The following is a 23,851-nucleotide window of genomic DNA, read 5'->3' on the forward strand; positions in this document are numbered from 1 at the left end:
CTGACGTAAAGAGATGGATAGGCTGCCCCCCTGCCACCCCCCACGGCATCCCTCATTCATAGATGGACGACTGCACATGCGACGTTCCCTCATACCCGCCGCCGCGCTTGTCGCGGCCATGGCAGGTTCCCTCGCGCTGGCGCCGGTGGCCTTCGCGTCGAACGGCCCCAAGGGCGACAACGGCACGGTCAAGATCCACGACTCGAAGACCGGCGAGGAGATCAAGGCCAACGAGCCGAAGGTCTGCGCGTTCTACCTCGACGCGTTCAACTTCGACGCCGGGCAGAAGGCGATCTGGCGCATCGAGGCCTGGGCGAACAACGACCAGGACAAGGGCACCGAGGTCGAGAAGGGCGCCATCACCCTCGACGCCGAGGGTCACGGGCGCACCGAGGACCTGAAGCTCGCCGACGGCCAGTACAAGCTGTTCTGGAACTTCGACGGCGAGAACGGCTCGGCCAAGCACAAGGTCTTCAAGGTCGACTGCCCGGACGAGACGCCCGGCACGGAGACCCCCGGTACGCCCGGTACCGAGACCCCGGGCACGGAGACCCCCGGTACCGAGACCCCCGGTACCGGGACTCCGGGCACGGAGACCCCCGGTACCGAGAGCCCCGCTCCGTCGGAGACCCCGGGCGCCTCCGAGACCCCCGGTGGCACCGAGTCGCCGTCCGCGACCGCCCCCGCGGGTGAGACCGGCGGCACCGGCAGCACGGGCGGCAACCTCGCCGAGACCGGCTCCGGCGCCCCCGTCGGCGTCCTCGCCGCCGTGGCCGTCGCCCTCGCGGGGGCCGGCGCGTTCCTGGTGACCCGCCGTCGCAAGGCCCAGCAGCACTGACGTACCCCGTCATGACGGTGCCCCCGTGGAGAAGACTCCACGGGGGCACCGTCTTGTGTACGGCCAGGCGTCAGCCGGTGTTGCGCAGGCCCGCCGCGACGCCGTTCACGGTGAGGAGCAGGGCCCGTGCGAGCAGCGGGTCCGGGTCCTCGCCGCGCTCGGCGGCGCCGCGCTGGCGGGCGAGGAGGGCGACCTGGAGGTAGGAGATCGGGTCCAGGTAGGCGTCGCGGATCGCGAAGGTCTGCTGGAGGACCGGGTTGGAGTCCAGGAGCTTCTCGCCGCCGGTGACCTTGAGGACCTCGGCGACGGTCAGCGCGTGCTCGGCCTCGATGGTGTCGAAGACGTGCTTGAGGTCGTCGGGGACCAGGGTGTCGACGTAGTGACGGGCGATCCGCAGGTCCGTCTTCGCGAGCGTCATCTCGACGTTGGCGAGGAAGTTGCGGAAGAAGTGCCAGTGCTCGTACATCTCGCCGAGCACCGGGTCGAGACCGGCCTCGCGCAGGGCCTTGAGGCCGGAGCCGACGCCGTACCAGCCGGGGACGATCTGGCGGGACTGGGTCCAGCCGAACACCCACGGGATCGCCCGCAGTCCGTCGAGCCCGGCACCGGAGTCGGGTCGGCGCGAGGGGCGCGAGCCCAGGTGGAGGTCGGCGAGCTGGTCGACCGGCGTGGCCGCGAAGAAGTACGAGGGCAGGTCCGGGTCCTCGACCAGCTCGCGGTACGCGGTGTGGGCGGCGTCCGAGACGGTGTCCATGGCCGCGTCCCAGCGGGCGAGGGCCTCGTCGGACTGGCGCGGCGCCGTGTGGAGGGCGGAGGCCTGGAGCGTGGCGGCGACCGTCAGCTCCAGGTTCTCCCTCGCGAGGGACGGGATCAGGTACTTGTCGGAGATGACCTCGCCCTGCTCGGTCACCTTGATCTCGCCCTCCAGGGTGCCCCAGGGCTGGGCGAGGATCGCGTCGTGCGAGGGGCCGCCGCCGCGGCCGACGGTGCCGCCGCGGCCGTGGAAGAGGCGGAGCCGTACGCCGTAGCGGTGGGCGACGTCGCGCAGCCGCCGCTGGGCGCGGTGGATCTCCCACTGGGAGGTGGTGATGCCGCCGAACTTGGAGGAGTCCGAGTAGCCGAGCATGACCTCCTGGACGTCGCCGCGGAGCGAGACGAGGCGCCGGTAGGAGGGGTCGGCGAGCATCCCGTCGAGGATGACGTCGGCGGCCTTGAGCTCGTCGGTGGTCTCCAGGAGCGGCACGATGCCGATCTTGGCCCAGCCGCCGTGCAGGTCGATCAGGCCGGCCTCGCGGGCGAGGACGGCTGCGGCGAAGACGTCGTCGGCGCCCTGGCACATCGAGATGATGTACGACTCGATGACCTCCGGGCCGAAGCGCTCGAAGGCCTCCTTGATGGTGTGGAAGACGCCGAGGGTCTTCTGCCCGGCGGCGTCCAGCGGGGCCGGGGTCGGCGCGAGCGGGCGGCGCGAGCGCAGCTCCTTGGCGAGCAGCTTCTGCCGGTAGTCGCGCGGCATGTCGGCGTACCGCCAGGACTCCTCGCCGAGGCGGTCGAAGAGCTGCCCGAGGGCGTGGTGGTGGGCGTCGGCGTGCTCGCGCACGTCCATGGTGGCGAGCTGGAGGCCGAAGGCCGAGAGGGTGCGGATGGTGCGGTCCATCCGGCCGTCGGCGAAGAGGGCTCCGCGGTGCTCGCGCAGGGAGGTCTGGATCAGGGTGAGGTCGTGGACGAGCTCGGCGGTGCCGAGGTAGTCGCGGCCGTCCTGGTGGGGGGTGCCGGAGGCGAGGCGCTCGCGGGTGTTGACGAGCTTCTGCCGGATGCAGGTGGCCTTGAGGCGGTACGGCTCCTCGGCGTTGAGGCGCTTGTAGCGGGGGCTGATCTCCGGCAGGAGCTCCAGGTCGCGCTGGAGGGAGTCCAGGAGTTCCTGGGTGGCTCCGGCGTAGCGGATGGAGTTGGAGAGGAGTCCGCGCAGGTAGTCGACGAGTTCGAGGGCGTCGGTGATGCCGTGCTCGTGCTGGAGGATCAGGACGTCCCTGGTCACCTGGGGGGTGACGTTGGGGTTGCCGTCGCGGTCGCCGCCGATCCAGGTGCCGAAGGTGAGCGGGCGGGTGCCGGCGGGCAGTTCGACGCCGACGCGCTCCAGCTCGGCGGCGAGGTCCTCCAGGACGTCGCCGACGGCGCCGGCGTGCAGCTCGTCGAGGTAGTAGATGGCGTTGCGGGCCTCGTCGGCGGGCTCGGGGCGGACGACCCGGAGTTCGTCGGTCTGCCAGATGAGGTCGATGTTCTCGGCGAGCCGCAGGTCGTGGCGGCGCCGGTCGGCCTCGATGACCGGGGTCTCCAGGAGGGCGGCGATCCGGCGCAGCTTGTTGAGGACGGAGCGGCGGGCGGCTTCGGTCGGGTGCGCGGTGAAGACCGGCCGGACGTTGAGGTTCTTGACCGTCTCGCGGACGTGCTCGGGGTCGCCGTCCTTGAGCATGTCGGCGGTGCGGGCGAGGAGGCCGCCCTCGGCGGCGCGCTTCTCGCGCATCTCGCGGCCGCGGTGGACCTGCTCGGTGACGTTCGCGAGGTGGAAGTAGGTGGAGAAGGCGCGCACCAGCTTGGCGGCCGTCTCGAGTTCGACGCCACGGAGCAGCTCGGCGGCGGCCTCGCCGTTCTCGCGGGTGAGGCTGCGGACCCGCTCGACGAGGTCGAGGAGCTCGTGGCCTTCCTGGCGGACGAGGGTCTCGCCGAGGAGATCGCCCAGTCGGCGGATGTCGGCGCGCAGCTCGGTGCTGGCGGTGGGGGTCTGGTCGGCACTGCTCACAGGTGCGGCTCCTTGCAGTGTTTGAGCACGTCTGGAGGGGTTCTGGAGGCTTGCGGACCGCGCTGTCCGACGCACCCAGGATAGGTGTCCATCTACCGGACAGCGGTCAGGGTCCTCTTGTGCCCCCTTGCCGCGTGCCCCGGCGCTGCCATACTTACGACGCCGTAGGTTACGGAAGCGTAGCCACGCGCTCTTTTCCTACCGTTCCGCTCCTTTTCTTCCTCATCCCTTCATCCCCAGGGGACACCCATGACCACAAGCCCCGAGTTGCTCGAAACCGAACAGGCCCTGCCCTCCGGCACGCTCGGCGGGGACAAAAAGCGATCGATCGAGCAGATCACGCTGCTGTTGTTCATCACGGTGCCCTTCGTCGCCCTGGTCGCGGCCGTGCCGCTGGCCTGGAGCTGGGGCGGCGTGTCCTGGCTCGATCTGGGTCTGATGGTGGCGATGTACTACATCGGCTGCCACGGCATCACGATCGGCTACCACCGTTACTTCACCCATGGTTCCTTCAAGGCCAAGCGGCCGCTGCGGATCGCGCTCGCGATCATGGGCTCGCTCGCCGTGGAGGGCCCGCTGGTGCGCTGGGTGGCGGACCACCGCAAGCACCACAAGTTCTCGGACGCGGAGGGCGACCCGCACTCGCCGTGGCGTTTCGGTGAGACGGTGCCGGCCCTGATGAAGGGGCTGTGGTGGGCGCACATCGGCTGGATGTTCGACGAGGAGCGGACGCCGCAGGCCAAGTACGCACCCGATCTGATCAAGGACCCGGCGATCCGGCGGATCTCCCGTGACTTCATCTTCTGGACGATGCTGTCGCTCGCGATCCCGCCGCTGGTGGGCGGTCTGGTGACGATGTCCTGGTGGGGCGCGTTCACCGCGTTCTTCTGGGGTTCGCTGGTGCGGGTCGCACTGCTGCACCACGTCACCTGGTCGATCAACTCGATCTGTCACGCGGTGGGCAAGCGGCCGTTCAAGTCGCGGGACCGTTCGGGCAACGTGTGGTGGCTCGCGGTGCTGTCCTGCGGCGAGTCCTGGCACAACCTGCACCACGCGGACCCGACGTCGGCGCGGCACGGGGTGCTGCGTGGCCAGGTGGACTCCAGCGCGCGGCTGATCCGCTGGTTCGAGCTGGCGGGCTGGGCGACCGACGTGCGCTGGCCGGCGAAGGAGCGCATCGAAGCCCGCCGCCAGAGCGCCTCCGCAGACGCGGCATGATGGAAGACGTGGCGATCGACGGCAGGACCAGTGGCACCGGCAGTGGCGAGCAGAAGCCCCGGCGGGGTCGCCGGGTGCGGATGACGGGTGCCGAGCGCCGGGAACAGTTGCTGGATATCGGCCGCACGCTCTTCGCCGAGAAGGGTTTCGAGGGCACGTCGGTGGAGGAGATCGCGGCGAAGGCCGGGGTCTCCAAGCCGGTGGTGTACGAGCACTTCGGGGGCAAGGAGGGGCTGTACGCGGTCGTGGTCGACCGGGAGATGCGCCAGCTTCTCGACGGGGTGACGGGCGCGCTGACGGCGGGGCATCCGAGGGAGCTCCTGGAGCAGGCGGCGTTCGCGCTGCTCGACTACATCGAGAACTACACGGACGGTTTCCGGATTCTCGTACGGGACTCCCCGGTGGCGCAGTCGACGGGGACGTTCGCGTCGCTGATCAGTGACATCGCCACGCAGGTGGAGGACATCCTGGGCCTGGAGTTCAAGGCGCGCGGCTTTGACCCGAAGCTGGCGCCGCTGTACGCGCAGGCCCTGGTGGGCAGTGTGGCGCTGACGGGTCAGTGGTGGCTGGACGTCCGCAAGCCGAAGAAGGCTGAGGTCGCGGCGCATCTGGTGAACCTGGCGTGGCACGGTCTGGACGGTCTGGAGCCGAAGCCTCGCTTGATAGGGCACCGCAAGAGCTGACGGGAACCGGACGGTCGGATTCACGAAGTAAAGCTCTGGCGTAGGACGCGTGCGCGGGTAGAATCGCGTTCAACATCCGGGGGGGTGTTCCGACCTTCGAACGCGGTCGTTTCCGTGTGCCCAGTGGCCGTGTGCCCAAGGGCCCGCGATGACGCCGTTCGATGCTGTGCGAGCCCCCCTGTTTGGTTCTGTCGAACCTCTGATCCCTGGGGGGGATCTCTTGATTTTCACGCACTCCCAGCGCGCCCGCCGCGTGGCCGCCTGCACCGCGCTCGTCCTTTCCGCCGGCATGCTGCTCACGGGCACGGCGTCCGCCGACTCCCCGGCGCCGCGTCCGTCGGTCGAGAAGAAGGCCCCCGCCTTCACTCTGCCGAAGCTGACGCTTCCGCAGCAGGACGGCGCCCGTGCGGGCGTCGCCGCGGCCGACGCCACGCCTCTGCCGCTCTCCGACTTCGACGGCGACGGCGTCGACGACCTGCTCTTCCGCGCCCTGGACGGCAACCTCTACTCGATCACGTCCACGGGCAACGGCGCCGCCTTCGACCTCTACCGCACCGAGGTCGCGAAGGACATCATCCCGATCGGCGACCAGGGCGGCTCCACCACCGAGCCCGAGGTGCTCGTCCTCTCCGAGAACGGCACGCTCACCCTGTACGGCGACGCCTCGTCGACCGGCACCCCGTACGAGACCACGGTGGGCGGCGGCTGGCAGATCTACAACAAGGTCGTCTCGCCCGGCGACGTGAACGGTGACGGCCGGGCCGACCTGGTCGCCCGCACGCAGTCCGGCACCCTGTTCCTGTACCTGGCGACCGGCAACACCGGCCGGCCGTTCGGCGGCCGGATCGAGGTCGGCGGCGGCTGGGGGATCTACGACCAGCTCGTGGGCATCAGCGACGGCAACGGCGACGGCCGGGGCGACCTGTACGCCCGCGACACCGCCGGCACGCTGTGGTTCTACGCCGGTACGGGCAACACCACCAGGCCCTTCGCCACCCGGAAGTCGGTCGGTGGCGGCTGGAACATCTACAACCAGATCCTGGCCGGGAGCCAGGGGCGGAACCTGATCGCCCGGGACAGCGCCGGCACCCTGTGGTCCTACGCCGGCCGCGGCGACGGCACGGTCGCCGGTCGCGTGCCGGCGAGCGACCCGGGCGGCTTCAAGGGCGTCGGGCAGTTCGCCGGCGGTGGCGGCAACCCGTACACCGGCAAGGAGGGTGTCATCGGCCGGACCGGCTCCGGCACGCTCTTCTGGTACGGCAACACCACCACGGGCATCCTGGGCGCCCGGCAGCAGATCAGCGAGGAGGGTGAGTGGTACGGCGCCACGTTCGCCCACCTCTCCTCGATGAACCCGGACGCCTCGTCCGACATCGCCCAGGTCGTCGACGGCGATCTCTACATCGACAACGCCTACCTCGGCGCGGGCTGGGGCATCTACAACGCGTACGTCGGCCCGGGCGACCTGAGCGGCGACGGCAAGGGCGACCTGCTGGCCCGTGACCGCTCCGGCCACCTGTACCTCTACCGGGGCAACGGCCAGGGCACGTCGGTCGCCTCACGCATCAAGATCGGCGCCGGCTGGGGCGGGTACGACAGGCTCGTCGGCGCGGGCGACCACACCGGCGACGGCCGCTCGGACATCGTGGCCCGCACCCCGGGCGGCGACCTGTACCTCTACGCGGGTACGGGCGTCGCGACGTCCCCCTTCAAGGCGCGGCAGAAGATCGGCTACGGCTGGAACGCGTACTCCAAGCTGATCGCCCCGGGTGACGTGAACGGCGACGGCAAGGCCGACCTGCTGGGCGTGACCTCGGGCGGCGACCTGTACCGCTACCTGAACACGGCCCCGGGCAAGTTCACCTCGCGGGCCAAGATCGGCTACGGCTACGGGATCTACAACGCCCTGTCGTAACAGCCTGAAGCGCACGCATACCGCCCCGCACCGGACCTCCGGTGCGGGGCGGTATGCTCCCCACATCCGGGGGGGTGTTCGCCCTTCGTACGCGCTTTCTGTCGTACGACGGTGTCGCGGACCCCCGTTCCCGGTCCGATGACATCTGATCCCTGGGGGGGATCTCTTGCGTTCTCTGCACTCCACGCGTGCCCGCCTCGCCGCATGCACCGCTCTCGTCCTCTCCGCGGGCATGCTGCTCGCGGCCCCGGCCTCGGCCGACGGGCCCGCGCCGCACCCCGCCGTCGAGAAGCCGGCGCCCACGTTCACCCCGCCGTCGCTGACGCGTCCGCAGGCCGCCGCCCGAGCGGGTGCCGCCGCGGCCGAGGGGTCCAGGGTCGCCGCGCCGCTGTCGGACTTCGACGACGACGGACAGAGCGACCTGATCTACCGCGCCTGGACCGGCGACGTCTACACCGCGACGACCACGGGCGAGGGCGGTCTCTTCAACGGGACGGCCTCCGAGCCCCCGAAGGACATCATTCCGATCGGCAACCAGGACGCGGTCGGCGGCGGCCCCGAGGTCCTGATGCTCTCGGAGCAGGGCGCCCTCACGATGTACGCGGACGCCACGCCCACCTCCGCGACCTACGCGTGGCGGGGCAACGGCTGGCAGATCTACAACAAGGTCGTCTCGCCCGGCGACGTGAACGACGACAACCTGGCGGACCTGCTCGCCCGCGACCTCAGCGGCAACCTGTACCTGTACTACGCCACCGGCAACCGCAACGCGCCGTTCTCGGCGCGGGTGAACCTCGGCCCCGGCTGGAACATGTACGACCAGCTCATCGGCTTCGGCGACAACAACGGCGACGGCTGGTCCGACCTGTACGCCCGTGACACCGCCGGCACCCTGTGGTTCTACGCCGGCCAGGGCGACAAGGGCAGGCCGTTCGCGGCACGGGTGAAGGCCGGCACCGGCTGGAACATCTACAACCAGATCATTCCCGTGGGCGACGACAACGGCGACGGCAACGGCGAACTGCTCGCCCGCGACGCCAAGGGCACGCTCTGGTACTACACCGGCAAGGGTGACCGCACCCTGGCGACCCGTGTGCAGGCCAGCCAGACGGGCTACTGGGAGGGCATCCCGCAGTTCGGCGGGGCGAGCAACAACCCGGTCGCCGGCACCAAGGAAGGCGTCCTGGCACGGGACGCCGCCGGGACGATGTTCTGGTACGGCAGCAAGACCACCGGTCAGCTGGGCGCCCGCAGCCAGTTCGGCAACACGGGCGGGTGGAAGGGCGCCGACTTCGCCCACCTGTCCTCGATGGACCCGGACGGCTCCTCGGACACCGCGCAGCTCTTCGACGGCGGCCTCTACATCGACGGCGTCTACCTCGGTGCCGGCTGGGGCGTCTACAACGCGCTCATCGGCCCCGGCGACCTGAGCGGCGACGGCAAGGGCGACCTGCTGGCCCGTGACCGCTCCGGCTACCTGTACCTCTACCGGGGCAACGGCCAGGGCACGTCGGTCGCCTCGCGCATCAAGATCGGTGCCGGCTGGGGCGGGTATCGCAACATCCTCGGCGCGGGCGACTACACCGGCGACGGCCGCACGGACATCGTGGCCCGCACCCCGGGCGGCGACCTGTACCTCTACGCGGGTACGGGCGTCGCGACGTCCCCCTTCAAGGCGCGGCAGAAGATCGGCTTCGGCTGGAACACGTACGCCAAGGTGCTCGCCCCGGGCGACCTGAACGCAGACGGCAAGGCCGACCTGCTGGGTGTCACCTCGGGCGGCGACCTCTACAACTACCTGAACACGACCCCGGGCAAGTTCACCGCCCGGACCAAGGTCGGCTACGGCTTCCAGATCTACAACACCATGTCGTAGCACCGTCGCCGCAGCACCGTTCCACGCACGCGGGCGCCCCGCACCGGAGTTCCGGTGCGGGGCGTCCGCGTGTGTCGGGCCGTGCGTGAGCCCGGCCGCGCCGGTCAGGAGGGCTTGCGGGCGACGGCGAAGATACGGCGGAACGGGAAGACCGTCCCGTGCGGGCCCGGCGGGTAGGCCTCGCGGAGGCGGTCGCGGTACTGGACGAGGAAGGCGTCGATCGCCTCCTGGTCGTCGCCCAGGGTGGTGAGGACGGGCCGCAGGGCCGTGCCCTTGACCCAGTCGAGGACGGGGTCCTCGCCCTGGAGCAGCTGGCAGTACGTGGTCTCCCAGACATCCGTCTCGCAGCCGAGGTCGGTGAGGCGGGTGAGGTAGTCGGGGGCGTCGAGGATGTGGACGAAGCGCCGGCCCTGGTCGCCGAGGCGGTCGCGCCACTCGGGGGTGTCGCACAGTTCGCCGAGCAGGGCGTGGCTGGGCGAGGTGAAGTTGCCGGGCACCTGGAAGGCGAGGGTGCCCCCGGGCCGGAGCCCGTCGATCCAGCGGGAGAAGGACTCGGGGTGGTTGGGCACCCACTGGAGGGCGGCGTTGGAGACGATCAGGTCGTAGGGCTCGTCGGGGGTCCAGTGGGCGGCGTCGGCGGGCCGGAAGTCGATCCAGCCGCCGCCGCGGGTGGTGCCGGACCAGTCCTTCTCGGCCTGCTCCAGCATGTCGGGCGAGAGGTCGAAGCCGGTGATGTGGGCGTCGGCCCAGCGGTCGGCGAGGAGGACCGTCACGTTGCCGGGGCCGCAGCCGAGGTCGGCGATGCGGGCGGGCCGGTCCTGGGCGGGCAGGTGCGGTATTCGGGTGAGCAGGTCGAGGAAGGGCCGGGTGCGGTGGCCCGAGTGCCGGAGGTATTGCTGCGGATCCCATGTCGGTGCGGATGGTGCCGTGGATTCCACGGAATGCATGTTCGAAGCCCCCTTGCTGGAACGAGTTGCCGAAGCGGAACGGAGTTCCGGCCGGGTCCCTTCCCCATAGTCAAGGGAAATATATCTTGAAATCAAGATACTCGACATAGAGAAACTTGACCCCAAGAGACTTTATGTCAACAGACCCTCTACACTGATCGTCATGGAGGACGAGGTCGACCGACTGGTCGCAGCATGGCGCCGCGAGCGCCCCGACCTCGACGTGGAACCGCTCGAGGTGCTCAGCCGCGTGTCGCGGCTCGCCCGGCACCTCGACCGCGCCCGTCGGCTCGCCTTCTCCGAGCACCAGCTGGAGCCCTGGGAGTTCGACGTCCTCACCTCCCTGCGCCGCGCCGGAGCGCCCTACCAGCTCTCCCCCGGCCAGCTCCTGACCCAGACCCTGGTCACCTCCGGCACCATGACCAACCGCATCGACCGGCTCACCAAGAAGGGCCTCGTCGAGCGGCTGCCCGACCCCAGCGACCGGCGCGGCGTCCTGGTCCGGCTCACCCCCGAGGGCCGCGACCGCGCCGACGAGGCGCTCGCCGGGCTGCTCGCCCAGGAGCGGGCCATCCTGGCCCAGCTCTCCCGGGGCCAGCGCGGCGAACTTGCCGCGCTGCTACGCCAGCTGACCGCCCCGTTCGACAACGTCCCCGGATAGCCCGGGCAGCGGCGCCTCGCCCAGCTGCGCCGGCCCCACCCCCGCCCGGCGGGCCAGGGCCACCGCTGCCAGGGTCGAGTGCACACCCAGCTTTCCCAGCACGTTCTGCATATGCGTTCGGACGGTGTGCGGGGACAGGAAGAGGCGCTCGGCGACCGCCTTGCGGCCCAGGCCCGCGACCATGCAGCGCAGCACCTCCCGCTCGCGCGGGGTCAGCGACTCCACGAGCCGCTCGCCGTCCGTCCGGTGCTTGCGGGCCGCCGTCAACTCCCGCAGGACACCCGTGAGCAGCGCGGGCGGCAGGTGCGTCTCGTCCCGCAGCACCCCCCGGACCACCGCGAGGAGCCGCTGGAGCGAGCAGTCCTTCGCCACCCAGCCGGAGGCCCCGGCCTGCAGTGCGAGGGCGGCCCGGTGCGGGTCGTCCTTCTCCGCCAGGACGACGGTACGGACCGCGGGCTGGATCCCGCGTACCCCCGCGACCAGGGAGATCCCGTCGACGGCGCCCTCGGCGTCGTCCGGCACCGCACGGGCCACGGCGCCCGGGGGCCCCGCGCCCAGCTCGGCGTCGACGAGCAGCACGTCGAACCTGCGCCCCTCCGCGGCGCCGCGCTCCAGGCAGCGCAGGGCGGCCGGGCCGCTTCCCGCGGCGGCGACGTCGACATCGGGCTCGGCCGCGAGTGCGGCGGCCAGCGATTCGGCGAAGACGCGGTGGTCGTCCACCACGAGGACACGGATACGTGCCACGGACACCCCCAAGTGTCGAGGAACGGAACCGACGCGGGTACGGCGCCGGAGGCGGGTCCGTCATACGCGCGGCCGCCGCCGTGCGTTGACTGTTACCCCGCTTCCGGCGCCGTACCCGACCGGGTCTCGCCCCCTGAACAGCACCGGCCCCCACCGGCGCTGCCCCTCAGAGTAGGGGCGGGGCGTCACGGCGGGGGCCGATTCACGGAACTGTCCGAAGTCGTACGGGAGTACGGGGGGTGTCGGCGGCTCCGTACGCGGGTGTCGGAGGCCCCGTACGGGGTGTCAGAGGCCCCGTACGGGGTGTCAGAGGCCTCGTACGGGGTGTCAGAGGCGTCGCGCGCCCTCCGAGGCGACGGCCGGGAAGATGCCGGGGGCCGCGTATCCCGCCGCGGCGAAGGCCTTCTCGACGGCGGCGGCGACCGCGTCCGCCCGGTCGGTGTCGACCAGGACGAGGGCGGAGCCGCCGAAGCCGCCGCCGGTCATCCGGGCACCGAGCGCCCCGGCGGCGTTCGCCGCCTCGACGACCAGGTCCAACTCCGGGCAGGAGACCCTCAGATCGTCCCGGAGCGAGGCGTGGCCCTCGGTGAGGACGGGGCCGACGGCCCGGGTGTCCCCGGCGTCGAGCAGGGCGATCGTCCGCTCCACGCGGGCGTTGTCGGTGACGACGTGCCGCACATAGCGCAGAATCGTCTCGTCGCCCAGAAGTGCGAGGGATTCGGATAGATGCGCGGCGCTCACGTCGCGCAGGGCCCGGGCGCCGAGCGCCCGCGCACCGGCTTCACAACCGGCGCGCCGTTCGGCGTACGCGCCGTCCCCGAGCGCGTGCTTCACCCGGGTGTCGACGACGAGCAGCCGCAGCCCCTCGCCGGCCAGGTCGAAGGGGACCTGACGGAACGAGAGGTCCCGGGTGTCCAGATGGAGGGCGTGGCCCTCCTCGGCGCAGGCGGAGGCCATCTGGTCCATCACCCCGCAGGGGACGCCGACGAAGGCGTTCTCGGCGCGCTGGGCGAGCCGGGCGAGCTCGGGCCGGGAGAGCCCGAGGCCGAAGAGCTCGTCCAGGGCGAGCGCGGTGACGACCTCCAGGGCCGCCGACGAGGAGAGCCCCGCGCCGGTCGGCACGGTCGACGTGAGGTGGATGTCCGCGCCCGTCACCGGGTGCCCGGCCTCCCGCAGCGCCCAGACGACGCCGGCCGGGTAGGCCGCCCAGCCGCCGCCGGAGAGCGGTTCGAGGGCGTCGACCTCCAGCTGGACGATGCCGCCGTCGACGTCGGCGGAGTGCAGACGCAGCACCCCGTCGTCGCGGCGGGAGACGGCGGCGACGGTGGTGTGCGGCAGCGCGAGCGGCAGCACGAAGCCGTCGTTGAAGTCGGTGTACTCCCCGATGAGGTTGACCCGCCCGGGGGCGGCCCAGACACCGTCGGGGGCGGCGCCGTAGAGCGCCTCGAAGTCGGCGGCGAGGCTCATGCGCCCCCCTCCTGACGGAGACGGGCGAAGGTCCAGGCGTCGGCGACGACGTCCGCCAGGTGCGGGCGGGACGGCGTCCAGCCGAGCCGTTCGCGGGCGGCCTCGGCGGAGGCGACGAGGACCGCGGGGTCGCCGGCGCGGCGCGGGGCGGTGATCTCCGGGATCGGGTGCCCGGTGACCTTCCGTACGGTCTCGACGACCTCGCGGACGGAGAAGCCGTTGCCGTTGCCCAGGTTGCAGATCAGGTGCTCGCCGGCCGGCACGGCGTCCGCCGTCATGGCGTCGAGCGCGAGGAGGTGGGCCTCGGCGAGGTCGGCGACGTGGATGTAGTCGCGGACGCAGGTGCCGTCGGGGGTCGGGTAGTCCTCGCCGTACACGGAGATCGCCTCGCGTCGGCCGAGGGCGACCTGGAGGACGAGCGGGATGAGGTGCGACTCGGGTTCGTGCCGCTCGCCGAGCGAGCCGTACGCCCCCGCCACGTTGAAGTAGCGCAGTGAGACGGCGGCGAGGCCGTGGGCGGTGCCCTCCCCGGAGATCATGTGGTCGACGGCGAGCTTGCTCGCCCCGTACGGGCTGGTGGGGGCGGTCGGCGCGGTCTCGGTGATCGGCACGGTCTCCGGCTCGCCGTAGGTCGCGGCGGTGGAGGAGAAGACCAGCTTGCGGACCCCGGCGGCGCGCATCGCGGCGAGCAGGGCCATGGTGCCGCCGACGTTGTTCTCCCAGTACTTCTCGGGCTTGGCGACGGACTCGCCGACCTGGGAGAAGGCGGCGAAGTGCAGGACGCCGTCGTAGGAGCCGTCGAGCCACTTCGCGGCGTCCTGGATGCGGCCCTCGATGAACTCGGCGCCCGCCGGGACGGCCTCGGCGAAGCCGGTGGAGAGGTCGTCGAGGACGGTGACCCGGTGGCCCCGCTCCAGGAGGTGGGCGGCGACGACGCTGCCCACGTATCCGGCCCCGCCGGTCACCAGGTACTTCTTCACGGCCTCGGTCACTTGCTTGCCACCTCTCGGAGTCGGCGGGCCGCCGTCTCCGGCGGCACGTCGTTGCTGAACGCGCTCATGCCGGACTCCGTGCCCGCGAGGTACTTGAGCCTGCCGGACGTCCGGCGGACGGTGAAGAGTTCCAGGTGCAGCCCGAACTCCTCGCGGTCCTCACCGGTGAACGGAGCCTGGTGCCAGGCGGAGATGTACGGCGTCGGCGGCTCCCCCGGACCGAAGATCCGGTCGAAGCGCCTCAAGAGTTCCAGATAGATCTGTGGGAACTCTGTGCGGGCCTCCTCGTCGAGCGCGCGCAGGTCGGGCACCCGGCGGGTCGGGTAGAGGTGGACCTCGTACGGCCAGTGGGCGGCGTACGGCACGAAGGCGATCCAGTGCTCGCTCTCCAGGACGACGCGCTCGGCGTCGGCGCGTTCCCGGGCGACGACGTCGTCGAAGAGGTTGCCGCCGGTGCGGGCCCGGTGCTCGGCCGCCCGGCGCTGCATGAGGGCGGTCCGGGGCGTGGCGGACGGGTAGGCGTAGATCTGTCCGTGCGGGTGGGCGAGGGTGACGCCGATCTCCGCGCCGCGGTTCTCGAAGCAGTACACCTGCTCCACGCCGGGCCGCCGGGCGAGTTCGGTGGTCCGGTCGATCCAGGCGTCGAGCACGAGCGCGGCCCGCTCGGGGGTGAGGTCGGCGAAGGAGGCCTCGTGGTCGGCGGTGAAGCAGACGACCTCGCAGCGGCCCGAGTCCCCGGCGAGGGTGGGGAAGCGGTTCTCGAAGACGGCGACCTCGTAGTCGGGGGCCGGGATCTCGCTCTGGCGTCCGTCGCCGGAGGGGCAGAGGGGGCACTCGCCGACGGGCGGGTGGTACGTCCGGCCCTGCCGGTGCGAGGCGACGGCGACGGAGTCCCCGAGGAGCTCGTCGTACCGGAGCTCGGTGGCGGAGGTGACGGGGTCGAGCGGCCGGGTGTCGACGGCGGTGCGGACGGCGTCCTCACGGGTGTCGTAGTAGATCAGCTCGCGCCCGTCGGCGAGTGTGGTGACGGTCTTCTTCACGGGGCCCCTCCGGCGGGATCAAACATAACCACGCACAAGGAATCACATTCCAACATTACCGTCAACGGCGAAGCCCGGCCCCTCTCCCGGAGGGAGGGGCCGGGCTTCGATAGAACGGCTCGGATCAGCGCCGACGGGTCAGAGGGATCCCCGCGGCCCCGGCAGCGCGCGGTCGAGCAGCCCCGTACGGGCCGCCAGGGCCGCCGCCTCCAGGCGCGACCCCACCCCCAGCTTCATCAGGACCCGCTGCACGTGCGTCCGCGCGGTGCTCGGCGCGATCCCCATCCCCGCCGCGATCAGCCGGGTGTCCTCCCCCTCCGCGACCCGGACGAGGACCTCCACCTCCCGCTGCGTCAGGAGCCGCAGCAGCCGCTGGCCCTCGTCGTCGGGCTGCGCCGAGGGGTGGAGCAGCTCCGCGAAGGCCGACCGGAGCAGCTGCGGCGCCACCGCCGACTCCCCCGCCCTGGCCTTCACCAGGGCGCGCTCGACGCCCTCGATGCGCTCGTCGTGCCGGACGTAGCCCGAGGCGCCGGCCGCGAACGCGGCCGCGATACCGCGCGGCGAGGGCACCGGGCCGAGCACCACGACCGCCACCTGCGGCCGCTCCCGCTTGATCCGTACGACCACGTCGAAGGCCCCCGGCTCGGCCGGGGCGGCCGTGCCCAGGAGGCAGACCTCCGGCGCACGGCTCACCACGAGCTCCGCCGCCCCCGCCACCGGCGCGGCCGCCGCGAGCACCCGGTGCCCGCGCAGCTTCAGCGCCGAGGCGAGTGCCTCCGCGAGCAGGCGGTGGTCGTCCACCACCACGAGCCGTACGCCCATCCCGGTCATCCCCCATCCTCCGGGCAGCCGTCCACCGGCCGCCCGCTCGACCCCGAATTCCTCACCCACCGGCACCCTGCGCAAACGGCCCGGCGCGTCGGGGTGAACCGACGCGCCGGGCCGCGCGAACCTCACGGACATCCGTGCGATGTCAGAGAGTTCAGTGGGTGCTGAACGACACCGCCAGATACTCCTTGTCCTCCGGCGACGCCGACGCCCGCGGCTTGGAGAGCATCATGTCGGACATGAACACCCGGCCGTCGCGGTACAGGATCTCCGAGTAGTCCGGGGAGAAGCTGTTCTCCACGTCGTGGATGGTCTTGTCCGCCGGGTTCTCCAGGAGCAGCGTCTCCTTCATCGTGCCGCCGTCGATCGAGACGATCCGTCCGCCCTTGTCGTAGGGCGGCTCCTTGTACGCGATGATGTTGCCGCCGTCCATGCGGAGCGGGATCAGGGTGTACTTGTCACCCGCGTCCGCCTTCTCCGGCGCCGTCTTCCCGGTGGTCAGGTCGAAGCCGATGATCTCGTTCGTCTCGTCGCCGTACTCCCCGGTGGAGCCCTCGTGCTCCTCGGTCGGCACGTACAGCCGGCCGTTGGCGACGAGCGCCTTGGTGCACGCCTCGACCTTGGTCGAGCGGCAGCGGGCCGCGTACTGGTCGGCGTCCGCCGTGATCTTCGCCTTCAGCTTGCCGGTCTTCTCGTCGAGGGAGAAGAAGTCCGAGATGCCGCTGCCGTCGCCGGCGCTGTCGCCGACGTCGGCAGCGATGACCAGCGGCTTGCTGGAGATCACCGACGCGTACTTCACCCCGTCCGGCATCTTGAACTGCGAGATCGGGGCGCCCGACATCGGGTCGAGGTTCTGGATCAACACGTACTGGGTGTCGTACGGGCCGCACTTGCGGACCGCGACGAGGCCCTCGCCGCCGCCGTACCCCAGGTCGAAGCAGTTCTGGTCGTTGGCCTGCGGCTTCCAGCGCGGGTTGCCGTTGGCGACGTCGAAGGCGGCGCCGCCGTCGGTGCCGCCGGCCGCGACCGTCTTCCCGCTGAGCGTGACCTCGCCGAACCGGACCTTCTGGTCGCCGGCGGTGCCGCCGGTGACCGAGGTGGACCACAGCAGCTTTCCGGCGTTCAGGTCGACCAGGCCGACCTCGGTGCACTGCTGGTAGTAGCGCGGCGCGACCCGCTTCGTGGCCTCGAAGAGGATCGGCATCTTGTTGTCGGCCGTCACGTGGCGCGAAGTGCCGCAGACCTGACCGGTCAGGGGCAGCGTCCACAGGACGGAGCCCTTGTCGCGGTCGTAGGCGACGATCGAGTTGACGCCCGTCTTCACGTACGCCTTGTCGGTGATCCAGGAACCGGAGACGTCGGTGACGTCCGGGACCGCCGGCTGCTCGACCTGGAAGCCCATCTTCGCCCGGGTGTTCGCCGGCGGCTGCTCCTTGCCACCGCCGCCGATGCCCTTGGTGTCACCGGACCCGCCGTTGCCGCCGGTGCCCTGCGAGGTGCCGCCGGTGCCCTTGGCCTCGTCGTCCTTCCCCCCGCCGTCACCGGAGTTGGCGTACCAGATGCCGGCGCCGACGATCAGGACGACGGCGACGACCGCCGCGATGACGATCTGGAGCTGGGCCGACAGCTTCTTGCCGCCGCCCGGCGCCGGGGGCGGGGTGGGCTGCTGGTACCCGCCGTAGGGCTGCTGCTGGGGCGGATAGCCGTACGGGGGCTGGGCCGGCTGCTGGTATCCGGCGCCGTAGGGCTGCTGCGGCTGGGTGGGCGGCTGCGCCGGGTAGCCGTAGCCCGCGTCCGGCGCCTGCTGCGGCTGGCCGTACGGCTGCTGCGGCGGTGCCTGCTGCGGATAGCCGTAGCCGGGCTCCGGCTGCTGCGCCGGGGGCGGCGTCGGCGCGCCGAAGCCGCCCTGCGGGTCCGGGGGCTGGTTCGGCGGGGGTGGGGGTGGCTGCGTCATCGGTCCGTGTACCTCACTTGCTGAAGGCCATCATCGTCTTGACCAGCTTTTCTTCCTTGTCGTTCGAGGCGGAGACGCGCCCGCTCGCCACGACGAAGGTGCCGGCGCCGTACGCGTAGCCCGGGCTGTAGAAGTTGTTCTCGACCTGGGCCGTCGACGCCGGGTGCTGGAGCAGGATCTTCGGCGCGCCACCGGCCGGGGCGATCGTCGCGACCGCGCCGCCCTTGTCGTACGACGGGTCCACGTACACCAGGACCTCGCCGCCCTCCATGCGCAGCGGGATCATGGTCTGCTCACCGGGCGCCTTGGAGCGCCACTTGGCCTTGCCGTTCTTCAGGTCGAAGGCGACGACCTCGTTGGGGGTGCCGTACGAGGTCTCGGTGGCCATGTAGAAGGTGTTCGCGTCGGCCGCCACTCCCGTGCAGCCCTGCAGGTTCTTGCCGAAGATGACGAAGCCGCCGCCGCACGACGGGGCGAACTTGTCCTTGCCGCCCTGGATCTGCGAGCGGAGCGAACCGTTGGCGTTGAGCGCGAAGATGGTCCACTTCTTCTGCTCGCGCTGGGTGGCGGAGACGACCAGGGGGTCGATCGAGTAGACCCGGTCCACCTCCCAGTCGGCCTCCAGCTTGAAGGTCCACTTGGCCTTGCCCGTGTTCGGGTCGACCTGGCTGACGCCCTGGATCTTCTTGGTGGTGCTGCCCGACGGGCAGTCCACGGCGGCGATCAGCTTGCTGCCGCCGGCGTACGCGAAGGGCTTGCAGCCGGTCGTGGCGCCGGTGAAGAGCTGCCTGCCGTCGGCCATGGAGAAGCCGTACGAGCTGCTGGTGCCGGCGACGGTCAGCGTGTTGCCGCTGATGGACAGGGTGTTGTCCGAGAAGGCGAACAGGCCCTTGGGCTTCGGTACGGCCTTCTTCCAGCCCGCCTTGCCGGTCTTCAGATCGACCTGCTGGAGCGCGGTGCACTTGGCGCCGTCCTTGGCGCTCTCGGCGTACGCGAAGACCATCAGGCCGGTCGCCGAGGGGCTCGCGGGCGCCGCGCACAGCGGGAACGGCACGTCGATGTGCCACTTCGGGGAGCCGTCGCTCAGGTTGTAGCCGGAGATGCCCTTGTACATGGCCTTGACGACGGTGTCGCCCTGGATCCACGGGCCGAGGACGTCGGAGCCGTTGCGGGGCAGGTCGACGTCGTTCTTGAGCAGCCAGTTGACCTTGGCCTCGCCGTCCTTGCGGCCGGCGTTGAGGTCGTCCTCGCCGTTGGAGCCGTCACCCGTGCCGTCGCCCTTGTCCACCGACTCGGTGGGCTTCGGGGCGGCGGAGGAGGAGGTGGCGGTGGCGGTCGGCCCGGCGATCGGGTCCTTCTCGTCGTCACCGCCGACGACGGCCCAGGTGGTGACGGCGGCCACCAGGACGGCGGCGGCGGCCACGGCCGCGACGAGACCGGTGCGGCCCTTGAGGGGTCCGCCGCCGGAGGACGGCGGGGTGGGGCCGCCCTGGTACATCGGCTGGGTGGGGTACCCGCCGTAAGGGTTCTGCTGCTGCTGACCGTACGGTCCCGGCTGCTGCGGCTGGCCGTAGCCGGGCTGCTGGCCCTGCTGCGGGTAGCCGTACGGCTGCTGCGGAGGCTGCTGGCCGTACGGGCCGGGCTGACCGGGCTGGCCCGGCTGGCCGTAGCCGGGCTGGCCCTGCTGCGGGTAGCCGTAACCGGGCTGCGGCTGCTGGCCGTACGGGCCGGGCGCGGCCGGCGGCGCGGTCGGCGGCGGGCCGGCGGGCGGCGGCGGAGTCTGCGGTGCCTGCGGCGGGACGGGCGGCACGGGCGGCGTGCCCTGGTGCGGGCCCTGGTTCGGATCCTGGGGAGCTCCGAAGCCCCCCGGCGGCTGGTTGCTGGGCGGCTGGGTCATCAGCAGTTCCCCCTTGACGTGAGCGGGTTTTCTTTCTACCACTCACGCGTCGGCGCAAAAGCGACCGGTCCGCCCCTTGTACCCAAGGGAGGACCGGCCTGTGATGCCCTCGTTATGCGTCCTCGGCCAGTTCGAGCCAGCGCATCTCCAATTCCTCGCGTTCACCCACGAGTTCCCGGAGCTCCGCGTCGAGCTTCGCGACCTTCTCGAAATCGGTCGCGTTGTCGGCGATCTGCGCGTGCAGCTTGGCCTCCTTCTGGGAGACCTTGTCGAGCTGTCGCTCGACCTTCTGCAGCTCCTTCTTGGCGGCGCGCGTGTCCGCCGCGGAGACACCGGGCTTCGACTGCGCGGGCGCGGACGCGGGCGTCGGGACGGACGCCTCGATCATCTTGCGGCGCCGCTCCAGGTACTCGTCGATGCCACGCGGCAGCATCCGCAGGGCCCGGTCGCCGAGCAGCGCGAGCGTCCGGTCGGTGGTGCGCTCGATGAAGAACCGGTCGTGGGAGATGACGACCATGGAGCCCGGCCAGCCGTCGAGGAGGTCCTCCAGCTGGGTCAGGGTCTCGATGTCGAGGTCGTTGGTGGGCTCGTCGAGGAAGAGGACGTTCGGCTCGTCCATGAGCAGGCGGAGCAGCTGGAGGCGGCGGCGCTCACCGCCGGAGAGGTCGCCGACGGGCGTCCACTGCTTCTCCTTGGAGAAGCCGAACTGCTCGCAGAGCTGCCCGGCAGTCATCTCACGGCCCTTGCCGAGGTCGACCCGGTCGCGGATCTGCTGGACGGCCTCCAGGACCCGCAGGGTGGCGGGGAGTTCGGTGACGTCCTGCGAGAGGTAGGCCAGCCGGACGGTCTTGCCGACGGTGACGCTGCCGGCCGCGGGCTGGATCTCGCCCTGGCTGACGGCGGCGTCGGCGAGTGCGCGCAGGAGGGAGGTCTTGCCCGCGCCGTTGACGCCGACGAGGCCGATGCGGTCACCCGGGCCGAGCTGCCAGGTGAGGTGCTCGAGAAGCATCTTGGGACCGGCGGTGACGGTCACGTCCTCCAGGTCGAAGACCGTCTTGCCGAGCCGGGCGTTGGCGAACTTCATCAGCTCGGAGGTGTCGCGCGGCGGCGGCACGTCGGCGATCAGCTCGTTGGCTGCCTCGATGCGGTAGCGGGGCTTGGAGGTACGGGCGGGGGCGCCGCGCCGCAGCCAGGCCAGCTCCTTGCGCATCAGGTTCTGCCGCTTGGACTCCTCCGTGGCGGCGATGCGCTCGCGCTCGGCGCGGGCGAAGACGTAGTCGGAGTAGCCGCCCTCGTACTCGTGGACGGCACCGCGCTGCACGTCCCACATGCGGGTGCAGACCTGGTCGAGGAACCAGCGGTCGTGGGTGACGCAGACGAGCGCGGAGCGACGCTCCTGGAGGTGCTTGGCGAGCCAGGCGATGCCCTCGACGTCGAGGTGGTTGGTGGGCTCGTCGAGGACGAGCAGGTCCTGGTCGTCGATGAGGAGCTTGGCGAGCGCGATCCGGCGGCGCTCGCCACCGGAGAGCGGGCCGATGACGGTGTCGAGACCGTTCTCGAAGCCGGGCAGGTCGAGCCCGCCGAAGAGCCCGGTGAGCACGTCGCGGATCTTGGCACTGCCGGCCCACTCGTGGTCGGCCATGACGCCGATGACCTCGTGCCGGATGGTGGCCTTCGGGTCGAGCGAGTCGTGCTGGGTGAGCACGCCGAGGCGCAGCCCGCCGCTGTGGGTGACACGGCCGGTGTCGGCCTCCTCCAGCCTGGCGAGCATCCGGATGAGGGTGGTCTTGCCGTCGCCGTTGCGGCCCACGACACCGATCCGGTCCCCCTCGGAGACGCCGAGCGAGACGCCGTCGAGCAGTGCACGGGTGCCGTACACCTTGCTGACAGCCTCGACATTGACCAGATTGACGGCCACTTTGACTCCTGTACGGGGGATCGATCGATCTCCCAGAGTACGTTGCCGCGCACACCCCGCAGCGGGTGGCATCAGCAGTAGCATAAGGAGCATGAGCGAGCCCACTCAGAAGTACTCGATCAGCATGCCGCGCGACATCGCGGAGGCCGCACGGGCCCGCAGTGGACCCTCGGGACTCTCGGCCTATGTGGCGGCGGCGGTCGCCCGGCAGATAGAGCGCGACGATCTCAACGAGCTCATCGCGGTGGCCGAGGCCGAGCACGGACCGGTCACGGACGCGGAGATCCAGGCACGACGCGAGCAGCTGCGCCGGGCCCGCGAGCAGCAGGGCGGCCCGGAAACGACAGGGGCGCCCGGGGCGAGTGGGGCGAGCGCGGCGTGACGCGCCCCGAGGCCGCCCCGGGCGGCACGCTGGTCCTCGACAGCGAGGGACTGGCCAAGGCCGTGCGGCGTGACCGCGAGGTGACCACCTGGCTCGCGCTGGCCCGCGCGGACGACCTACGCGTCGTGACGAGCGCCGCCACTCTGGTGGAGGTGATGCACCCGCGCATCAATCGCGCGGCCCTGGAATGGACCCTCTCCCGCCTCGTCGTCGAGCCCGTGACAGACGCCGTCGCGCGCCGTGCGGCGGCACTGCTGGCCGAGAACGGGCTGCACGGCCACACGTACGCCATCGACGCGATGGTCGCCGCGACAGCCCTCGCGGCACCGGGCCCCGTCACGGTACTCACCTCGGACCCGGAGGACCTCGTCGTCCTGTGCGGAGGCCTGGCAACCGTCATCGCGATCTGATCCGCCCCGCCCTCTCGACGAGCAGCCAGCCCGCCAGGGCCAGGGCGACAGCCGCCGGGGCCGTGACGGGGACGGCGACCAGGGTGGCGGAGTGACCGTCGAGGAGCCCGGCGAAGCCCGTCATGGAGAGGCCCAGGACGCCGAAGAGCGCGAGGGTGATGCCGAGGGCGGCGAGGGGGCCGCCCGCGTCGGTCGCCGGGACGGCCGGGACCGGGGCCTCGAAGCGACGGAAGGCGGCCACGAGCAGCGCCGTGAGGAGACCCGCCGCCGCGAACCTCAGCGGGACCTGCGCCCACCAGGCGCCCGTCGCCGGGGCCGGCAGCTCCACGCCGAGGCCGAGCATCGCCCCGTACACCCCGAGCATGGCCGTCAGGTGCCAGAGGAACGCCGTCATCGCGATCCCGTTGGCGGCGACCACCCCGCGCCACACCCCGGCGCGGGCCACGAGCCGCGCCCCCGGCCCCTTGAGCAGCTCGACCGCACCGACCAGCCACAGGCCGTGGCAGAGCAGGGCGAGGGTCGGCGGGGCCATGTTGGAGACCTTCTCGCCGGGCATCCCCACCATCGACAGCGGGTACGGCCCCAGGGCGACGAGCGCGGTCGCCCCGAGCAGACCGGCAGCGGCCGGCAGGGCCGGGCGGCGGATCATGCCGTCGGCGCGCAGGAAGCCCAGCTGGTGGACCGCGAGCCACACGAACGCGAAGTTCAGGAACTCGACGAACGGCACGTCCGCCGCGAACCGCAGCACGTCCACCACGACCGCACCGCCCACGAGCGCCGCGAACGCGCCCCAGCCCCACCGCTCGTGCAGCCGCAGCAGCGGCGGCGTGAACGCGACCATCGCCAGGTAGATCCCTATGAACCAGAGCGGCTGGGTGACCAGCCGCAGCGCCACCCCGGTGAGCCCTCCGTCCGCCCCGGACAGCTGGAGGACGAGCGCGGCGGCGCCCCAGACCCCGACGAACACCATCGTCGGCCGCAGCAGCCGCTGGAGCCGGGCCCGCAGGAAGGCCGCGTACTGCGGACGGGAGCGGTGGGCGAGGGCGTGCGAGAAACCACCGACGAAGAAGAACACCGGCATCACCTGGAACAGCCAGGTCACCACCTGGAGTTCGGGCACGACGGCGAGCAGGTTGCCGACGTCTCCGCCGGCGGTGACGGCCGCCATCAGCCAGTGCCCGAGCACGACGACGCCGAGCGAGGCGACCCGAAGCAGATCGACGTACCGGTCCCGCGTCGCGGGGGTGGCGGCGGCGAGTTCGCGAGCGCTGAATCCCATGC

General features: G+C 71.5%; 19 protein-coding genes. 8 read left to right on the plus strand and 11 right to left on the minus strand.

Features of this window, described 5'->3' with window-relative positions; all coding sequences use genetic code 11:
* The first annotated feature begins 76 nt into the window (after nt 1–76).
* Nucleotides 77–838, plus strand: coding sequence for an LPXTG cell wall anchor domain-containing protein (locus tag OG462_RS18840; RefSeq protein WP_406059011.1), 762 nt, complete (start codon nt 77–79; stop codon nt 836–838).
* A 70-nt stretch (nt 839–908) separates the two neighbouring features.
* Here the strand turns inward: OG462_RS18840 and ppc are convergent, their stop codons facing one another.
* On the minus strand, nt 909–3,638 hold the full coding sequence (ppc, locus tag OG462_RS18845) for a phosphoenolpyruvate carboxylase (RefSeq protein ID WP_406059012.1): 2,730 nt from the start codon (nt 3,636–3,638) through the stop codon (nt 909–911).
* Between the two features lie 249 nt (nt 3,639–3,887).
* Here ppc and OG462_RS18850 point away from each other — a divergent pair, with 249 nt between their 5' ends.
* The 4 genes from OG462_RS18850 to OG462_RS18865 all read left to right on the plus strand — a co-directional run bounded on the left by OG462_RS18850 (nt 3,888) and on the right by OG462_RS18865 (nt 9,330).
* Nucleotides 3,888–4,856 carry an acyl-CoA desaturase gene (locus OG462_RS18850; protein WP_406059014.1) on the plus strand — a complete coding sequence of 323 codons (969 nt, stop codon included), beginning with the start codon at nt 3,888–3,890 and terminating at the stop codon, nt 4,854–4,856.
* Complete coding sequence (locus tag OG462_RS18855; RefSeq protein ID WP_318210955.1) at nt 4,856–5,539, plus strand: TetR/AcrR family transcriptional regulator; 684 nt, start codon at nt 4,856–4,858, stop codon at nt 5,537–5,539. Before OG462_RS18850 ends, OG462_RS18855 begins: the two co-directional genes overlap by 1 nt.
* 220 nt (nt 5,540–5,759) lie before the next feature.
* A complete protein-coding gene (locus tag OG462_RS18860) occupies nt 5,760–7,454 on the plus strand; it encodes an FG-GAP repeat domain-containing protein (RefSeq protein WP_406059016.1) in 1,695 nt (564 codons plus the stop codon).
* Nucleotides 7,455–7,620: 166 nt separating this feature from the next.
* On the plus strand, nt 7,621–9,330 hold the full coding sequence (locus tag OG462_RS18865) for an FG-GAP repeat domain-containing protein (RefSeq protein ID WP_406059018.1): 1,710 nt from the start codon (nt 7,621–7,623) through the stop codon (nt 9,328–9,330).
* A 104-nt stretch (nt 9,331–9,434) separates the two neighbouring features.
* Here OG462_RS18865 and OG462_RS18870 read toward each other — a convergent pair whose 3' ends face one another.
* On the minus strand, nt 9,435–10,277 hold the full coding sequence (locus OG462_RS18870) for a trans-aconitate 2-methyltransferase (RefSeq protein ID WP_406059020.1): 843 nt from the start codon (nt 10,275–10,277) through the stop codon (nt 9,435–9,437).
* 163 nt (nt 10,278–10,440) lie between these two features.
* Between OG462_RS18870 and OG462_RS18875 the strand changes: the two genes are divergently transcribed.
* Nucleotides 10,441–10,938: a MarR family winged helix-turn-helix transcriptional regulator gene (locus tag OG462_RS18875; RefSeq protein ID WP_030315385.1), complete on the plus strand. Its 498-nt coding sequence runs from the start codon at nt 10,441–10,443 to the stop codon at nt 10,936–10,938.
* On the opposite strand, the gene OG462_RS18880 is transcribed toward OG462_RS18875, so the two are convergent.
* The 8 genes from OG462_RS18880 to OG462_RS18915 form a co-directional block, all read right to left on the minus strand.
* A complete protein-coding gene (locus tag OG462_RS18880; protein WP_406059022.1) occupies nt 10,897–11,682 on the minus strand; it encodes a LuxR C-terminal-related transcriptional regulator in 786 nt (261 codons plus the stop codon). The two genes, OG462_RS18875 and OG462_RS18880, sit on opposite strands and share 42 nt — an antisense overlap.
* A 327-nt stretch (nt 11,683–12,009) precedes the next feature.
* Nucleotides 12,010–13,149, minus strand: coding sequence for a galactokinase (galK, locus tag OG462_RS18885; protein WP_406059024.1), 1,140 nt, complete (start codon nt 13,147–13,149; stop codon nt 12,010–12,012).
* Entirely contained in the window at nt 13,146–14,141 is a 996-nt protein-coding gene (gene galE / locus OG462_RS18890) for a UDP-glucose 4-epimerase GalE (RefSeq protein ID WP_406059026.1), read from the minus strand. Before galE ends, galK begins: the two co-directional genes overlap by 4 nt.
* Entirely contained in the window at nt 14,138–15,181 is a 1,044-nt protein-coding gene (gene galT, locus OG462_RS18895; RefSeq protein WP_406059028.1) for a galactose-1-phosphate uridylyltransferase, read from the minus strand. The genes galE and galT overlap by 4 nt, the downstream gene beginning before the upstream one ends.
* A 138-nt stretch (nt 15,182–15,319) precedes the next feature.
* On the minus strand, nt 15,320–16,003 hold the full coding sequence (locus tag OG462_RS18900; protein WP_406066609.1) for a response regulator transcription factor: 684 nt from the start codon (nt 16,001–16,003) through the stop codon (nt 15,320–15,322).
* A gap of 160 nt (nt 16,004–16,163) precedes the next feature.
* On the minus strand, nt 16,164–17,963 hold the full coding sequence (locus tag OG462_RS18905; RefSeq protein ID WP_406059030.1) for a PQQ-binding-like beta-propeller repeat protein: 1,800 nt from the start codon (nt 17,961–17,963) through the stop codon (nt 16,164–16,166).
* Nucleotides 17,964–17,976: 13 nt separating this feature from the next.
* Nucleotides 17,977–19,860 (minus strand): PQQ-binding-like beta-propeller repeat protein, encoded by a 1,884-nt coding sequence (locus OG462_RS18910; protein ID WP_406059032.1) that lies wholly within the window; start codon nt 19,858–19,860, stop codon nt 17,977–17,979.
* 112 nt (nt 19,861–19,972) lie between these two features.
* A complete protein-coding gene (locus OG462_RS18915; RefSeq protein ID WP_406059033.1) occupies nt 19,973–21,778 on the minus strand; it encodes an ABC-F family ATP-binding cassette domain-containing protein in 1,806 nt (601 codons plus the stop codon).
* A gap of 91 nt (nt 21,779–21,869) precedes the next feature.
* Between OG462_RS18915 and OG462_RS18920 the strand changes: the two genes are divergently transcribed.
* Nucleotides 21,870–22,160, plus strand: a complete 291-nt coding sequence (locus OG462_RS18920) for a CopG family transcriptional regulator (RefSeq protein WP_406059035.1) — start codon at nt 21,870–21,872, stop codon at nt 22,158–22,160.
* Nucleotides 22,157–22,570, plus strand: a complete 414-nt coding sequence (locus OG462_RS18925) for a PIN domain-containing protein (protein ID WP_406059037.1) — start codon at nt 22,157–22,159, stop codon at nt 22,568–22,570. Before OG462_RS18920 ends, OG462_RS18925 begins: the two co-directional genes overlap by 4 nt.
* On the opposite strand, the gene OG462_RS18930 is transcribed toward OG462_RS18925, so the two are convergent.
* Nucleotides 22,557–23,849, minus strand: a complete 1,293-nt coding sequence (locus OG462_RS18930; protein ID WP_406059038.1) for an acyltransferase — start codon at nt 23,847–23,849, stop codon at nt 22,557–22,559. The two genes, OG462_RS18925 and OG462_RS18930, sit on opposite strands and share 14 nt — an antisense overlap.
* Between the last annotated feature and the right edge of the window lie 2 nt (nt 23,850–23,851).

Source organism: Streptomyces sp. NBC_01077 (assembly GCF_045162855.1).
In the GTDB taxonomy this organism is placed as follows: domain Bacteria; phylum Actinomycetota; class Actinomycetes; order Streptomycetales; family Streptomycetaceae; genus Streptomyces.

Coding starts and splice junctions, on each gene's coding strand:
- OG462_RS18855 (WP_318210955.1), top strand. CDS start 4,856: ATGGAAGACGTGGCGATCGACGGCAGGACCAGTGGCACCGGCAGTGGC.
- OG462_RS18905 (WP_406059030.1), bottom strand. CDS start 17,963: ATGACGCAGCCACCCCCACCCCCGCCGAACCAGCCCCCGGACCCGCAG.
- OG462_RS18900 (WP_406066609.1), bottom strand. CDS start 16,003: ATGGGCGTACGGCTCGTGGTGGTGGACGACCACCGCCTGCTCGCGGAG.
- OG462_RS18850 (WP_406059014.1), top strand. CDS start 3,888: ATGACCACAAGCCCCGAGTTGCTCGAAACCGAACAGGCCCTGCCCTCC.
- OG462_RS18920 (WP_406059035.1), top strand. CDS start 21,870: ATGAGCGAGCCCACTCAGAAGTACTCGATCAGCATGCCGCGCGACATC.
- OG462_RS18910 (WP_406059032.1), bottom strand. CDS start 19,860: ATGACCCAGCCGCCCAGCAACCAGCCGCCGGGGGGCTTCGGAGCTCCC.
- OG462_RS18875 (WP_030315385.1), top strand. CDS start 10,441: ATGGAGGACGAGGTCGACCGACTGGTCGCAGCATGGCGCCGCGAGCGC.
- OG462_RS18930 (WP_406059038.1), bottom strand. CDS start 23,849: ATGGGATTCAGCGCTCGCGAACTCGCCGCCGCCACCCCCGCGACGCGG.
- OG462_RS18870 (WP_406059020.1), bottom strand. CDS start 10,277: ATGCATTCCGTGGAATCCACGGCACCATCCGCACCGACATGGGATCCG.
- OG462_RS18840 (WP_406059011.1), top strand. CDS start 77: ATGCGACGTTCCCTCATACCCGCCGCCGCGCTTGTCGCGGCCATGGCA.
- galK (WP_406059024.1), bottom strand. CDS start 13,149: ATGAGCCTCGCCGCCGACTTCGAGGCGCTCTACGGCGCCGCCCCCGAC.